Source organism: Chitinophagaceae bacterium (genome assembly GCA_016713085.1).
Taxonomy (GTDB): Bacteria; Bacteroidota; Bacteroidia; order Chitinophagales; family Chitinophagaceae; genus Lacibacter.
This window is the reverse complement of sequence record JADJPV010000006.1, coordinates 177,424-191,584: the sequence shown is the minus strand read 5'-3', so window position 1 is coordinate 191,584 and position 14,161 is coordinate 177,424. Positions and strand designations below refer to the sequence as shown.

Here is a 14,161-nt window from a genome sequence, read left to right as displayed (position 1 = left end):
ATGAAACTGATACTTTCTTTCTTAGTAGTGCTTGGTTTTTCAACTGCTTCTTTTTCCCAAAAGAAAATACAGTTGATTGATCCGTTGGCAACAAAAGAAACAAAAGCATTGTTTAATAATTTACATAAGCTTTCACAAAAGTATATCCTGTTCGGTCATCAGCATGCAACTCAATACGGGCATGGATGGGTTGGTGATGAAAACAGAAGTGATGTAAAATCAGTAACAGGTTCACATCCTGCAGTAATTGGTGTTGACTTCAGCGGTTTATCAGGCCGGCCTGAGAATATGATTGAAAAAGAAAAAGCTTCTCTGCGTAAAAATATTGCAGATACTTACAACAGGGGAGGAGTAACAACTGTTTCCTGGCATTTTAATAATCCTGTTACCCCAACATCTTTCTACTGGAATGATTCAGCCGTTGCTGCTGCTGTAAAAAATATTGTTCCGGGTGGAACGCATCATGAGCAGTATAAAACGATTCTCAGAACAATTGCTGAGCTGGCAAAATCAGTGAAAGGCAATGATGGAAAGGCTGTCCCAATGATCTTTCGTCCTTATCACGAATTTGATGGTGACTGGTTCTGGTGGGGTAAAAGTCATTGTACGGTTGATGAGTTTAAAACCCTCTGGCGTTTTACAGTTACTTACCTGCGTGATTCATTGCAGGTGCATAATTTCATTTATGCATTTTCGCCTGATAATACATTTACAACGGAAGAAGAATACCTGGAACGTTATCCGGGTAATACATATGTTGATATGGTTGGCATGGATAACTACGGCAATTTTGGCCGCTATGGGAAATACAATCTCGATTCCGGTTATCAGAAATTAAAGATCGTTTCTGATTTCGCCATCAAATCAAGGAAGCTTGCTGCCTTTACCGAAACAGGCCTTGAGTCAATTCCTGATACTGACTGGTGGACAGATAAACTGCTGGCAACACTGCAACGAAGTAAACTAAAGTTGTGTTATGTACTGGTGTGGCGGAACGACAGCAAAAGCCCGACACATTATTATGCACCCTTCCCGGGGCATGTTTCAGAACAAAATTTTCTTCAATTTCATAACGATCCATATACACTGTTTGAAAAGGATCTGAAAAAAATATATAAACGATGAAAAAATTACTCTTGATTATTCTTTTAAGCTCAATTTGTTTTGCCGGTAAATCACAACCGGTAAAAACATATGGACAGTTAAAAGTAAAAGGAACACAGTTAGTTGATGATCATGGTAATCCTGTTGTATTACATGGAATGAGTTTTGGCTGGCATAATCTCTGGCCACGGTTTTATAATAAAGGGGCCGTGCATACATTGGTTACTGATTGGCGCAGCACAGTTATCCGTGCTTCAATGGGTATTGAACTGAACGACAGTGGTTATTTAAAAAGTCCTGCACGTTCAGTTGAGTTAATGACCAATGTAATTGATGCCTGCATCAAAGAAAATGTATATGTAATCATCGACTGGCACGATCATAATATACATCTCAAAGAAGCCCTAGAGTTTTTTGCATTAATGTCAAAAAAATACGGCAGTAATCCCCATGTCATCTATGAATTATTTAATGAACCTGATTATGAAACATGGGCCGAAGTAAAAGCATATTCTGAAGAGTTGATTAAAGTGATCCGTGCCAATGATCCGGATAATATTATTTTGGTTGGTTCACCTAAATGGGATCAGGATATTCATTTACCTGCTGCAGATCCCATTAAAGGTTTCGACAACCTTATGTACACCATGCACTTTTATGCCGGCACACATAAAAAATGGCTGCGTGACCGTACAGATGAAGCTATCCAGAAGGGCTTACCCATTTTTGTTTCTGAATGTGCAGGAATGGAAGCAAGCGGTGATGGACCAATTGATCAGACAGAATGGAAAGCATTTGTTGACTGGATGAATGAGCGGAAACTGAGCTGGGTTGCATGGTCTGTTTCTGATAAAAAAGAAACCTGCTCAATCTTAAATCCATCAGCTGCATCAAAAGGAGGATGGAAACTGGAAGATGTAAAAGAATGGGGAAGGGTTACACAGCAGTTTTTGAAAAACTATAAGTAAAAAACAAGTCAGAAATTTATAGCACAAAAGGCAATTCAAAATGAATTGCCTTTGTGTGTATTGTGTAAATGTGTTTTATTTCAATGAAGACATTTTTGCTAATTCAACTTCAAGCCGGTCGAAATTTTCTTCGTTTTTATCAACTGCAAATTTTTTCACCTTGCTGCACTCATCTGCTGAAGTAAAAAGCATTCTGAAAATGATGTTTGTTTTATCTGCAGCTGTTTCTTCAAATGCTGCAACTACCTGGAAAATTGGTTTCGAATAACGTTTCCATGCAATCAAAGCCGGGTTGTCTATTTCTATAAATTCACATTCATTGTGATAGTTTCCTTTGTCCGGCCCATGCATGATAAAACGCCATTTTCCGCCTACCCGAAAGTCAAATTCATTAAAAGTATTTGAAAATCCGGCTGGTCCCCACCAGTTTTTTAAATGGTTTGGATCGGTCCATGCAGTATAAACAAGCTCTCTTGGAAAATTGACAATTCTTGTACTTCGAATTTCACAGTCAGGTGTTGTTGAGATAATTTCTGATTGCATTTGTATATTATTTTATTTCGCTGCTGCGATGATCATTTTTTCCAGCACTTTTATATCAACGTCCTCCAGTTTATTGATATAAACACAACCCATGCCCGTTTTGTGTTTACCTAATTTAGTCAATGCATCGGCCTGTCTTGTCAGATCAATCAGGTGTAAGGATAAATTAGCTTTGCGTGGAGCAAAACCAATTTTGAACCAGTCTACTTCTCTGCCGCTGGTAGGACTCTTATATCTTACATTCCCAAAACCGATCATTGAACTGCCCCACATTTTGGGCTTTTCCTTGGTAGCTTTTTCCATCAGTTGAAGGATCACATAACTGTCTTTACGCTTTTGTTCATCGGAGATACTTTCAATGAAAGCTTCTACACTGGAAGAAGTTTGCTTCGTTTTAATTTCTGCTAATTTTCCCATATGAGATAGTTTAATGATTGTGAGCTTGGCAGAGAAGCCAGTTGAAAAACTGACGATGAAGTTAATGCCAAAAACTGAGAAGTCCTGATAGCTTTCACTATCAGGACTTCTCAGTTTTACTCGTGCCCGGGACTGGATTCGAACCAGCACGTCCTTTCGAACACCACCACCTCAAAGTGGCTTGTCTACCAATTTCAACACCCGGGCAGGCAGGTTCAACACCATGTCTTGCGGGCAGCAAATGTAAAATGCCTGCCGCACCCCGTCAAATTTATTTTAAGAACCAAAAAAGGTAAAATAAATTAGGATGTTGTATTGCTCGCAGCTTGCAGCGGGTGGCTTGCAGCTATTTCTTCAACACAATCCTGAAAGTAGTGCCTTTGCCCAACTCCGACTCTTTTACATACAGCTGGCCCTTGTGATACTGTTCAATAATTCGTTTACTCAGCGAAAGTCCTAATCCCCATCCACGTTTTTTGGTGGTGAAGCCCGGCTTAAATACACGGCTGATATTTTGAAAGGCAATTCCCTTGCCCGTATCGGTTACATCAATAATGATGGTACGTTCTTCTTCCGTCATCTCAACAGTAATCGAGCCTTTGCCATCCATTGCATCCAGTGCATTCTTTAATAAGTTTTCAATTACCCAGTCGAACAGGGGAGGTGAAATAGAAGCAATCATATCGGCCTGTGCCCTTTTTACTTCGAGATGTACTTTTTCGGTTGTACGCTTGCGGATATACTCCACCATTTCTTCCACCTGCCTCACCACATTGTTTGGTTCAAGCTGTGGTGTGCTGCCAATTTTTCCAAAACGGTCGCTTACAAGCCTTAACCGTTTCACATCTTTTTCAATTTCGGTGGCTATCTGTTCATTACCGGCATTTTCTTTCAGCATTTCAACCCAACCCTGTAAAGAAGTAACAGGCGTGCCCAACTGGTGTGCTGTTTCCTTGGCCATACCTGCCCATACCTGGTTTTGTGTTGATTTGTTTCTTGCCTGCAGTGAAAAAAGAGTGATGAGGATAAACAAAGCCACAATAAATAATTGCACAATGGGGTAGTACTGTACCTGCAGCAGCAGCTGCGAATGACCGTAATAATATTTATTAATGAGCAGCGGTTCTTTATTTACTTCAAGAATGATCGGGGTATTTTGTGTTTTAAACAATTTCAGTTTTTTCTTTACATAATCTTTGTCAGCTGCTGCTTTTGCTGAATCAATATTGATAAAACTGACGATGCTGTCTTTCTCATCTGTTTCAATAATCGGGATCGATTTCTGCTCGTTGCGGATCAGGGAAGGCAGTTTAGTATCCGCATCAACCGGTGCATTGATCAGGAATTTCCCGGCTTCCACCCATTGCTCCACTTTCACCCGTTCATCTTTTGCAATTTGTGTTGCCAGGTAATTGGAATAAAAGATGGTTCCTGTAACAATACCAATAGCAATCAGTGCTAAAAGTGTACGCCAGTTAAAATATTGAAAAAGCATGCGCCTAATTTAGACAAGGTTTGGCTGGCAACAGCTATTTTTGAAAAAATATTTTCACACTTGTCCCATCAACCCTCTGTTGCTGTTGTTATTTTAAACTGGAATGGTCAAAAATTCCTGCAACAGTTCCTCCCTTCCGTTATTGCATCAACCTATATCAACAAACGGATTATTATTGCCGATAATGGATCAACCGATGATTCAGTTGCTTTTTTGCAGCAGCAGTTTCCAATGGTTGAAATCCTTACCAGCAGCAAGAATTATGGATTCGCAGGAGGCTATAATTTTTTCCTGCAGCAAATCAAAGCAGATTATTATGTACTCTTAAACAGTGATGTGGAAGTTGAACCTGGTTGGATTGAACCCATTGTGGAACTGATGGAAGCCAACAGTAAGGTTGCCGCCTGCCAGCCGAAAATCCTTTCTTATCAGAACAAAGAAATGTTTGAATATGCAGGCTCATCAGGAGGATGGATCGATGCATTGGGTTATCCCTTTTCAAGAGGCCGGGTGTTTGATGTGCTTGAAAAAGATCATGGTCAGTACAATGATGTTGCACCCATCTTTTGGGCAAGCGGTGCAGCGATGTTTGTAAAAGCAGACCTGTATCATGAGTTGGGTGGGTTCGACGAATTCTTTTTTGCCCACCAGGAAGAAATTGATCTTTGCTGGCGGATGCAGCGGACCGGTTATCTTATTTATGTTTGTCCGCAATCGGTGGTGTACCATGTAGGAGGCGGCACATTGCCAACAGGTAACCCGCTGAAAGTGTTTCTCAACTTCCGGAATAACCTCATCATGATCACCCGCAACATGCCTTTAGAGCAATTGATCTGGAAGCTGCCCCTGCGGATTTGTTTAGATGCCATCTCAGCATGGAAAACCCTGCTCAGTACAGGAAATACCAACTACTGGAAAGCCATTTACAAAGCACACTTTGCCTTTGCTGCATGGTTCCTGGGTAAACAGAAAAAGGACAGGATCGGATATGCTCCGTTACAGGGGGTGTACGGGGGGAGTATTGTGTGGAAGTATTTCATAAAAAAAACAAGAATTTTTTCTGAAATTGTGAAGACCAAATAACCGGATGTTTCCAATCATCCCTTACATTTGCAACGAAAATTAACCAACATGGCAAAGGAAATAATTGATCAAAAGCACAAGGACATTACCAGTAACTGGGTTATTTCATCCCGTTTTCTGTTTTATGTACAGATCTTTTGTATCGCTGCTTTTTTACTCGGCGGATGCTACAAACTGTATGGCTCACGTTACACAGGTAAGCCAGCTGTAGAAGTACCTGAAAGTTCTTTGTACACACCAAAGTATAAATAAGAAATTCTTCTTTAATAGAAAAAACCGCCCAAAGGCGGTTTTTTATTGCGTTGATACCGGCTGTATATTTTCAATGAATCGTTTGTTGCGTCGCACACTTGTACTCCGGGAATTCTTCGCAGCTAATTGTCTGAACCGGGATTTATGGGATTAACAAGATTGAAAGGATAATCATTCAGCTGGTTCAGGTGCGCCCTTCAATAGCTTGGAAATGTTGATTGCCGGACTCGACTGATGCATTAGCTAATCTTAAGTGCCTTAAGAATCCAGTTTATGCGGATGTATAAAAGATTGCTTACTTTGAAAGATTAGAAGAATGATAGTTGAGACAAAAGTTATAACACTACTGCTTAGCCAAACGTAATATCCGATTCCAATACCAGTTATTTTTTTAGTAAGTCCTGCTCCATTAGTGACAACTTCATGAAAAAACATAAAGGAAAAACAAAAGAATACCGCAAACGCACTTAGCCATATTGTAGTCTTGATATTTCGATGAAACATAAACCAACTTAATATCAGAAATGGATTTGCCAGCCAGGAAATACCTGCACCATTCGCAACTGTCAACCATCCCAGTAAAAAACACCATAATCCAATCGGCCATGGTTTTGGATTGTCACCTTCTATCGTGAAGGGTAACAAAAATAGAGATACAATAAAAAGTGAAATACATAGTAATAACAAAACCAGTTTCAAAATTTTCACTCTATGGGTATCGATAGACTGTATCATCGTTTCGATTAACAGGTTTGTTTGTGTTCTTACCTGCACTAAAATATAATCATTTTTAAAAGTAAATGCTGCGAATTATTAAACTTTAGTATGATAGTAATCAGTTTAATACCGCTACCTGAATTTGAAAGAAGTGAATAGTTGTTGTCGTTGAATAAGTTGAAAGAAGTATTAAAACAAAAAAAGCAACTTTCGTTGCTTTCAATGTGCCCCGGAACGGAGTTGAACCGTTACGACCGTTGCGGGTCACCCCGATTATAGATCGGGGCGTGTCTACCAATTCCCCTCAATTAATTTTTCAAGATAAACTCTGCTTTTCATCTTCTTTAAACGGTATTCTTCTTTCCGTGCATCCGTTTCAGTAGGAAATTCTTTTGCAGCTTTTAAAATATATGGTCTGCAATTTTTAGTAGCGGTTACTTTCCCTGTATTATGACGGTCTAACCTGGCCATCACATCAGCAGAAAAGCCAATATAATAGCGATCGCATTTTTGGGAGTATAAAATATATACAAAGTGCATAAACAAAAAACGCAAGTTTCTTTGCTTTCAATGTGCACCTGAACGGAGTTGAACCGTTACGACCGTTGCGGGTCACAGGATTTTAAGTCCTGCGTGTCTACCAATTCCACCACCGGGGCAAGAAGGTGAAAAAAAATCCCGCCTTGGGCGGGAACTGAGCGGAAGACCAGGCTCGAACTGGCCACCCCGACCTTGGCAAGGTCGTGCTCTACCAAATGAGCTACTTCCGCTTGAAAAAGAACGATTGGGTTGCAAATGTAAAGAAGCAGCACTAATTGACAAAACATCTCACCCAACTTTTTTTAAAGGCCCCGCCTTTTTATTCGTACCTGTACGTGATATAGCCCATTAATTCCTTCTGTTTGCTGTAAATACTTTCCCTTGTTTTTAACCCCTGCGGGTTGTACTGGTATTTCCAGGTAACATAATTGCTGGTGCCCGACTGTACGGTGGTCATTTGAGTAAGCTGTGCCTGCTCGTTATATTCAAAAATATAATCAGGCAATAACTTTCTTGCCCGGTCATTATAGCGAACAATATCCGTTAACCGTTTCTGCTCATCGTAATAATAAAAGTAGGATTGCGTTTCAACTCCCTTGCTGCGCCAAACTTCTTCAGCAACATTTCCTTTTTCATCGGCTTTAAATTGTACTTCAACCGTGTCTGTATTGTTTTTGATCCGCAGCATTTTTACCGGGAAACCGGTTGTGTCGTAAAACCACTGATGTTTTTCAATTTCTTTAGTCTGGTAGGCATAGGCCTGCGAAACTGATTCAACAGAAACCATTCTCCCCAAAGCATCATAAGTATACGATGAAACATTCAGGGTGGTATTGGAACTGTCGGCACTGCGGATGAGCTGTCCTTTAAAATTAAACTGGCTGTTGAGCACCGATTGCATGGTTTGCGCCGACTGGCTGTATGTTTTAATAAAATTAAAGGAAGGGGAAACTTCCTGGAAGCAGATAAACTTATCAGTAGGCTCGCCACTTGGTTCAAAAGAATTCAGCACTACTTTTTTTACCTTATTGGCTTTGTAAATCTTTAATTGATCGGTGGTTTGTTTCAGACTCACAATGTCTTTATGATAAAACTGGCTGAAACCGGCAACAGGAATTGAAAGCAGGATAAACAGGATAAATGGAAGATGTTTTGTTTGCATGATAGGCTCAAAGATATTTTAAGTGGATATACTTTCTGGTTTTTTTTGCCTTTTGAGAAGCCGGTATTATAACGCAGAATTGCGGATAGAATTTCGTTGAAGGGCAGCTCATTCCGGTAAAAAAGGAGCCGGGGCTCAAAACTTTGCTAAAGTTGACCCCGATTTTCTATTTTTAGCAAAACTTCGAAGAGATGTCGCACGGAAAGGAACGGAAAGAAAAAAACTGTCTTAACTGCAATGCAAGGGTATTTGGCAGTTATTGCCATGTTTGCGGGCAGGAGAATATTGAGCCGAAAGAAACGGCATGGGGACTGGTGGTGCATTTTTTCAACGATATCACTCACTTTGAAGGAAAGTTCATTGCTTCACTCCGCTATCTTTTATTTAAACCCGGTTTCCTTACTGCTGAATACCTGCGTGGCCGCCGTGCCAGTTATATGAACCCGGTAAGAATGTATGTGTTTACGTCGGCCTTTTTCTTTATCATGTTTTTCAGTTTTTTTTCCGAAAGTGAAAAAACACCGGAAGTATTTAAAGTAACTGACTCAGATAAAAAAGCTGCTAAAGTAACCAAGCCCGTAACACAAAATGAGGCAAAAGAAGCAGCTTTAAATGCAGTAGACACAAAAGAAGATTCTGCATTGATTGAAAAGATCATGCCAGGCGGCAATGGTAAAAACTGGATATCAAAGGATAGTATTTACAAATGGAGCAAAGGTGACAAAGACAGTACAACAGAGAAAGACAGTACAAGTGCCAAAAGGAAAACTAAATACAAAACAATGGCTGCTTATGATTCTGCGCAGAACAGCCTTCCTGCAGAAGAAAGAGATCATTGGATTCAACGGGCCGTTCAACGCCGGCTTATTATTGTGGATGAAAAGTATGGGGGTGATTATTCAAAATTTAATAAAGCATTGTTTGAACATGCCCTGCATTCATTACCGAAAATGCTGTTTGTATCATTGCCTTTATTTGCACTGATCCTTTTATTGCTGTATATAAGAAGAAAACAATTTTATTATGTGAGCCACCTTGTATTTACCATTCATTTGTTTGTATTTGCATTTTTAATCCTGCTGCTAATTTTCAGTGTTAATAAACTGCAGAAAGTTACGGGTGTAAATGATTTTGAATGGATATCCGGTTTTCTGTGGCTGTACATGTTTTATTATCTGTACAAAGCCATGCGCCGCATGTACCAGCAGGGCAGGGCTAAAACAATCATTAAGTATTTCCTGTTATTATTTATAGCGCTTTTCATCAACAGTTTTCTGTTTGTTGGTTTATTCTCTTATTCGTTTTTTAATATTTAAGTTATGGAAGAACAAAAAATTTCGGATGCTTTTTTACGATTAGTGAAGATAATGGATGAATTGAGGGAAAAATGCCCATGGGACAAAAAGCAAACAATCGAGTCGCTAAGGCATTTAACCATCGAAGAAACCTATGAACTGGCCGATGCTATTGATGATAATAGCTGGCAGCATATAAAAGAAGAGCTGGGCGATTTAATGCTGCACCTTGTTTTCTATGCAAAGATCGGAACCGAACAGCAGCAGTTTACTTTGCCTGAAGTGCTCAATGGTATTTGTGAAAAACTCATTGGCCGTCATCCGCATATTTACAGTGATGTTAAAGTGAGTAATGAAGAAGATGTAAAACGCAACTGGGAAAAACTGAAGATGAAGGAAGGAAAAACATCTGTGCTGGGTGGCGTGCCGAAAGGGTTGCCTTCTATGGTGAAAGCCATCCGCATACAGGAAAAAGTAAAACAGGTTGGGTTTGAATGGGAGAACAAAGATCAGGTGTTTGAAAAGATAGAAGAAGAAATAAATGAACTGAAAGAAGTGGTGCAGTTGAATGACCGTGATAAAATGGAAGAAGAACTGGGCGATGTATTTTTTTCATTAGTTAATTATGCACGGTTTTTGCAGATTGATGCCGACCATGCACTGGAACGTACCAACCGCAAGTTTATTAAACGGTTTATGCAAATGGAAGAAGAGGCAGTGGGTGAGGGAAAGCAATTAGTGAATATGACGCTTGAAGAAATGGACGGCATCTGGAACCGCATTAAAATTAAAAACAGGGAAGCATAACAGTAAACATTGAATAAGATTCAAACCATCCGCCAGTTCTTATACAAAAATGGATTTCTGCTTTTATTGGCAGGATGGGCATTGACATTTTCTTACCTGTTTCAATATTACTGGTCGTACAGTTCTGCGCCTGCACAGGTAAAGAGTGCATTGCAGGGATCGGTGAATAAAAGAGAAAAAGATTTCAATACAATATTAAAAGATACCTTACTGCTGCAGCGCCTCAGCAGCAATAAATACAGCAAAGCTTCTTTTCAGAAACTGCTGAATAAAGATTATTTCATTTTGTTGCCAATGAAAATGCAGAAGGTATTCAAACCGTATTCTGGAATACACAAACCATTTTACCCGGCAATGAATTATGGCAGCGGGCCGATGGTGTTTGGTTTGAACAGCTGATCAATGGTTATTACACGGTGTACAAGAAAACCTGTACACTGAAAAACGGACGCACCTGTCTTGCAATGGCACTGATTCCGGTTAAATGGAATTATTTTATTACCACCAATTATCTCAGTAACGGTTTTGCTTATTTCGATGGAATTGATAAGTATTATTCTATCAGTGATATTGTTCCAACCTCTCTTGCAGTAAACAGTAACGACGGAACGGTTTTGTTCTGGCTGAGAGACAGGAACAGTTCTGCACAGCCGCTTAACTGGATTACGGTTGTGCTTCGGTTGTTAGCTATTTTCTGCTTCCTGTTTTTTCTGCACAAAGTGGCTGCTGAGCTGGCAATAAAACGTTCTTACCTGTTCGGGCTGCTGTTTCTGCTCGCCTGTATATTATCGCTTCGTATAAGCAGTTACTTTTTTCCGGTGCCGTTAAATTTCCGCCAGTTTGAATTGTTTGACCCTGCTGTGTACGGGTCAAATAATATTCTGAAGTCATTGGGTGATTTGCTGATTAATTCCTTTCTGCTGTTATGGGTGTTGCTGTTTATGCGGAAATACGGAAAAGGAAAACCGGCCATTCATATCAGGCTTAATTTTACTGCAGGGCTAATTGTTGCTGCTGTTCTGCTCTTTGCAGTAACCATCCTGTTTGGTGATATTGTACGCAGTCTTGTTGCTGATTCGCAGATATCATTTAATGTAACCAGCTTCTTCAGTTTAACCGTTTTCAGCTTTGCCGGTTTTTGTGTGCTGGGTACACTGGCGCTCAATTATTTTTTATTGATCGACTGGTTATTTGATTTTTTTAAAGAGTTCAGTTATAATAAAATTGTACCGCAGCAAATTTCTTTAGCCATTGTTGGATTGATTTATTTAACTGCTACTATTAATTCAGAAGCCATTTCTTTTCATCTCAGCTTACTGATCTGGTTATTAGTAATTGCATTGCTGTTCAGGTTTCACAGTAAAAACATCAAGTTTCTGCCATCGGGTGGAAGAACAATTTTCTGGCTGTTCTTCTTTTCTGTTTCCTTAACTGCATTGCTCATTAATGATAATGCAAAAAAGGAGTGGGAAGACAGGGTTCGTATGGCAGAAAAACTCAGTCTGCAAACTGATCCTTCGGCTGAAAACCTGTTAAGCCTTGCACTCAGTAATTTCAGAAGCGATTTCCTGCAGGATAATTTTTCCCGTTTCAGCATCAGTGGCAGTAACCAGTTTTTAAAAGACAGTTTAATCAATGAAAATTTTACAGGCTACCTGAATAAGTTTGATTCAGAAATTTTCACCTTTGACGGTGCAGAACAACCGCTGTATAATTCTGATTCAACTTCTTTCAGCAGCCTTAATACCATTTACAAACTGCAGAGTACACCAACAACTGCAAGGGACTGGCTGTATCATGAAGAGTCGTTTGATAAATTTTATTATATCGCCCGTAAGGAAGTAATGGATACAGCAATAGGGAAACCGATTGGGTATGTATTTATTCTGTCGAGACCCAAGCGTTATTCAGATGAAAAATTTTCACCAGAACTTTTTTCCAAAACATTCAACCTTGTGCCGGAAAATATGCCGGCCTATGCCTACGCCATTTATAAAAGCAACGAACTTATCAGCAGTTTCAACGATTATCCTTTCCCCATTCATCTTACACGTAAGCAAACAGAACAACCTTCTTATACACGCATTAATAAAAACGGGTACAGTGAACTCTGGTATTCAGCCTCGGCAAACCTGACAGTGGTAGTTGCAAAAGCACAAAACAGGTGGCTGGAAACAATTACCTTATTTGCCTATTTATTTTGTGTATTTCTGTTTATGGGTGCCTTGTTCCGCTTCATCCGATTTTTAACACAGTTTGGCTTCCGCCCTTCCAACTGGAAAAAACATTTGCAGTTAACATTCCGCACCCAGGTACATTCTACCATTATCGGCATCAGTATTTTTTCATTCGTGGTAATTGGTGCATCCACCATTTTCTTTTTTATAAACCGGCACAGCCGCAATAATAAAGAACGGCTTACACGTACCATTGCAATTATGAAAACAGAAGTGGAAGCGGCACTTGCTGAACATGCTATTTTTGATGATGTATTGAAACTCTACGATGATATGTCGTCGGGTGAACTTCAGATTAAAGTGAATCATATTTCTGAAATACACGGGGTGGATGTTAATATTTATGATCCCAGCGGTAACCTGAAAATTTCTTCGCAGCCTTACTATTATAACAAGGGATTGCTGAGCCGCAAAACAGATCCACTGGCTTATTATAAATTATCAAGAGAGTATCTTATTCAAACAATTGAAGATGAAAAAGTAGGCACCCGTTCTTACATGAGCATTTATGTTCCGGTGCGTGACGAAGCTGGGAAAACATATGCTTACCTGAACATTCCTTACTTCACTTCGCAAAATGAACTGAAACAGGAAATCTCTAACTTCCTTGTAACACTCATCAACCTTAATGCATTTATTTTCTTAATTGCAGGATTGATTGCCTTCTTTGTTACCAGCCGTATCACAATTCATTTTCTATCATCAGTGATAAGATGAAAGAAATTAAACTGGGGAAAGAGAATGAAGCAATTGTTTGGCAGCGTAATGATGAAATTGGTGAACTGGTGCAGGAGTACAACCGAATGGTGGAGAAACTGGAAGCAAGTGCAAGCCTGTTGGCAAGAAGTGAAAGGGAAGGTGCATGGCGTGAAATGGCCAGACAGGTGGCGCATGAAATTAAGAATCCGCTTACACCAATGAAGCTTAGTATTCAATACCTGCAGAAAGCAGTTGATTCCAATTCGCCCGATGCAAAAAATATTTCGCAGAGTGTAGCCAAAACACTGGTGGAGCAGATTGATTATTTATCCAATATTGCTTCTGATTTTTCAAGCTTTGCCAATATCGGAAACCCACGACTGGAAGAAGTCAGTCTTGGTGAATCAATAAAATCAGTAGTAGATCTTTTCAGCATGCAGGAAGAAGAGGGCAGGGTAAGTTTTGATCAGAATAGCGAACCTGTTATTGTAATGGCTGATAAAACACAGCTCAACCGTTTGTTCACCAATCTTATCCGTAATGGAATTGAAGCTGTAGCAGCAGGTAAAGAACCGGAAGTAAAAATCGACTTCAGACGAAATGGAAATGTTGCATTGATTCGTGTACAGGATAATGGCAATGGAGTGAAACCTGAGCTGCAGGAAAAAATATTCTATCCCAACTTTACTACCAAAACGTCAGGCACAGGGTTGGGTTTAGCTATGTGTAAAAGTATTGTGGAGCAAATGAAAGGAAGGATCTGGTTTGAAACAGAACAGGAAAAAGGCAGCACCTTTTTTGTGGAGCTGCCTGTCATTAACTGATCAGTAAACCAGAGCTGA

Annotated in this window: 14 protein-coding genes and 2 tRNA genes; 9 read left to right on the top strand and 7 right to left on the bottom strand. The window is 39.7% G+C overall.

Annotation, left to right across the window (positions count from 1 at the left end; genetic code table 11):
• Complete coding sequence (locus IPK31_21630; protein ID MBK8090287.1) at positions 1-1,125, top strand: beta-mannosidase; 1,125 nt, start codon at positions 1-3, stop codon at positions 1,123-1,125.
• Positions 1,122-2,072: a glycoside hydrolase family 5 protein gene (locus IPK31_21625; protein MBK8090286.1), complete on the top strand. Its 951-nt coding sequence runs from the start codon at positions 1,122-1,124 to the stop codon at positions 2,070-2,072. Before IPK31_21630 ends, IPK31_21625 begins: the two co-directional genes overlap by 4 nt.
• 75 nt (positions 2,073-2,147) lie before the next feature.
• Here IPK31_21625 and IPK31_21620 read toward each other — a convergent pair whose 3' ends face one another.
• The 4 genes from IPK31_21620 to IPK31_21605 all read right to left on the bottom strand — a co-directional run bounded on the left by IPK31_21620 (position 2,148) and on the right by IPK31_21605 (position 4,527).
• Positions 2,148-2,615 carry an SRPBCC family protein gene (locus IPK31_21620; GenBank protein ID MBK8090285.1) on the bottom strand — a complete coding sequence of 156 codons (468 nt, stop codon included), beginning with the start codon at positions 2,613-2,615 and terminating at the stop codon, positions 2,148-2,150.
• Between the two features lie 12 nt (positions 2,616-2,627).
• On the bottom strand, positions 2,628-3,032 hold the full coding sequence (locus tag IPK31_21615) for a DUF1801 domain-containing protein (GenBank protein MBK8090284.1): 405 nt from the start codon (positions 3,030-3,032) through the stop codon (positions 2,628-2,630).
• A gap of 123 nt (positions 3,033-3,155) precedes the next feature.
• Positions 3,156-3,239, bottom strand: a tRNA-Leu gene (locus IPK31_21610).
• 139 nt (positions 3,240-3,378) lie between these two features.
• Positions 3,379-4,527: a HAMP domain-containing histidine kinase gene (locus IPK31_21605; GenBank protein MBK8090283.1), complete on the bottom strand. Its 1,149-nt coding sequence runs from the start codon at positions 4,525-4,527 to the stop codon at positions 3,379-3,381.
• 60 nt (positions 4,528-4,587) lie between these two features.
• Here IPK31_21605 and IPK31_21600 point away from each other — a divergent pair, with 60 nt between their 5' ends.
• Together IPK31_21600 and IPK31_21595 are read left to right on the top strand one after the other, a co-directional pair.
• The gene (locus IPK31_21600) at positions 4,588-5,610 is read left to right on the top strand and encodes a glycosyltransferase family 2 protein (protein MBK8090282.1); all 1,023 of its coding nucleotides are present in this window, start codon (positions 4,588-4,590) and stop codon (positions 5,608-5,610) included.
• Between the two features lie 48 nt (positions 5,611-5,658).
• Positions 5,659-5,862 carry a hypothetical protein gene (locus tag IPK31_21595; protein ID MBK8090281.1) on the top strand — a complete coding sequence of 68 codons (204 nt, stop codon included), beginning with the start codon at positions 5,659-5,661 and terminating at the stop codon, positions 5,860-5,862.
• 1,008 nt (positions 5,863-6,870) lie between these two features.
• On the opposite strand, the gene IPK31_21590 is transcribed toward IPK31_21595, so the two are convergent.
• From IPK31_21590 to IPK31_21580, 3 genes are all read right to left on the bottom strand, one after another.
• Positions 6,871-7,119, bottom strand: a complete 249-nt coding sequence (locus tag IPK31_21590; protein ID MBK8090280.1) for a GIY-YIG nuclease family protein — start codon at positions 7,117-7,119, stop codon at positions 6,871-6,873.
• Between the two features lie 157 nt (positions 7,120-7,276).
• Positions 7,277-7,349, bottom strand: a tRNA-Gly gene (locus tag IPK31_21585).
• Between the two features lie 89 nt (positions 7,350-7,438).
• Positions 7,439-8,281 carry a hypothetical protein gene (locus IPK31_21580; protein MBK8090279.1) on the bottom strand — a complete coding sequence of 281 codons (843 nt, stop codon included), beginning with the start codon at positions 8,279-8,281 and terminating at the stop codon, positions 7,439-7,441.
• Positions 8,282-8,472: 191 nt separating this feature from the next.
• On the opposite strand from IPK31_21580, the gene IPK31_21575 reads away from it, so the two are divergent.
• From IPK31_21575 to IPK31_21555, 5 genes are read left to right on the top strand one after another with little or no spacing between them, the layout of a single operon-like run.
• Positions 8,473-9,597, top strand: a complete 1,125-nt coding sequence (locus IPK31_21575; protein MBK8090278.1) for a DUF3667 domain-containing protein — start codon at positions 8,473-8,475, stop codon at positions 9,595-9,597.
• 3 nt (positions 9,598-9,600) lie between these two features.
• Positions 9,601-10,383 (top strand): nucleoside triphosphate pyrophosphohydrolase, encoded by a 783-nt coding sequence (gene mazG, locus IPK31_21570; GenBank protein ID MBK8090277.1) that lies wholly within the window; start codon positions 9,601-9,603, stop codon positions 10,381-10,383.
• Positions 10,384-10,392: 9 nt separating this feature from the next.
• Positions 10,393-10,782: a hypothetical protein gene (locus IPK31_21565; protein ID MBK8090276.1), complete on the top strand. Its 390-nt coding sequence runs from the start codon at positions 10,393-10,395 to the stop codon at positions 10,780-10,782.
• A 17-nt stretch (positions 10,783-10,799) separates the two neighbouring features.
• On the top strand, positions 10,800-13,337 hold the full coding sequence (locus tag IPK31_21560) for a hypothetical protein (protein ID MBK8090275.1): 2,538 nt from the start codon (positions 10,800-10,802) through the stop codon (positions 13,335-13,337).
• Complete coding sequence (locus IPK31_21555; GenBank protein MBK8090274.1) at positions 13,334-14,143, top strand: GHKL domain-containing protein; 810 nt, start codon at positions 13,334-13,336, stop codon at positions 14,141-14,143. The genes IPK31_21560 and IPK31_21555 overlap by 4 nt, the downstream gene beginning before the upstream one ends.
• Positions 14,144-14,161 lie beyond the last annotated feature (18 nt).

Coding starts and splice junctions, on each gene's coding strand:
- IPK31_21575 (MBK8090278.1), top strand. CDS start 8,473: ATGTCGCACGGAAAGGAACGGAAAGAAAAAAACTGTCTTAACTGCAAT.
- IPK31_21620 (MBK8090285.1), bottom strand. CDS start 2,615: ATGCAATCAGAAATTATCTCAACAACACCTGACTGTGAAATTCGAAGT.
- IPK31_21555 (MBK8090274.1), top strand. CDS start 13,334: ATGAAAGAAATTAAACTGGGGAAAGAGAATGAAGCAATTGTTTGGCAG.
- IPK31_21605 (MBK8090283.1), bottom strand. CDS start 4,527: ATGCTTTTTCAATATTTTAACTGGCGTACACTTTTAGCACTGATTGCT.
- IPK31_21590 (MBK8090280.1), bottom strand. CDS start 7,119: ATGCACTTTGTATATATTTTATACTCCCAAAAATGCGATCGCTATTAT.
- mazG (MBK8090277.1), top strand. CDS start 9,601: ATGGAAGAACAAAAAATTTCGGATGCTTTTTTACGATTAGTGAAGATA.
- IPK31_21625 (MBK8090286.1), top strand. CDS start 1,122: ATGAAAAAATTACTCTTGATTATTCTTTTAAGCTCAATTTGTTTTGCC.
- IPK31_21630 (MBK8090287.1), top strand. CDS start 1: ATGAAACTGATACTTTCTTTCTTAGTAGTGCTTGGTTTTTCAACTGCT.
- IPK31_21580 (MBK8090279.1), bottom strand. CDS start 8,281: ATGCAAACAAAACATCTTCCATTTATCCTGTTTATCCTGCTTTCAATT.
- IPK31_21615 (MBK8090284.1), bottom strand. CDS start 3,032: ATGGGAAAATTAGCAGAAATTAAAACGAAGCAAACTTCTTCCAGTGTA.
- IPK31_21595 (MBK8090281.1), top strand. CDS start 5,659: ATGGCAAAGGAAATAATTGATCAAAAGCACAAGGACATTACCAGTAAC.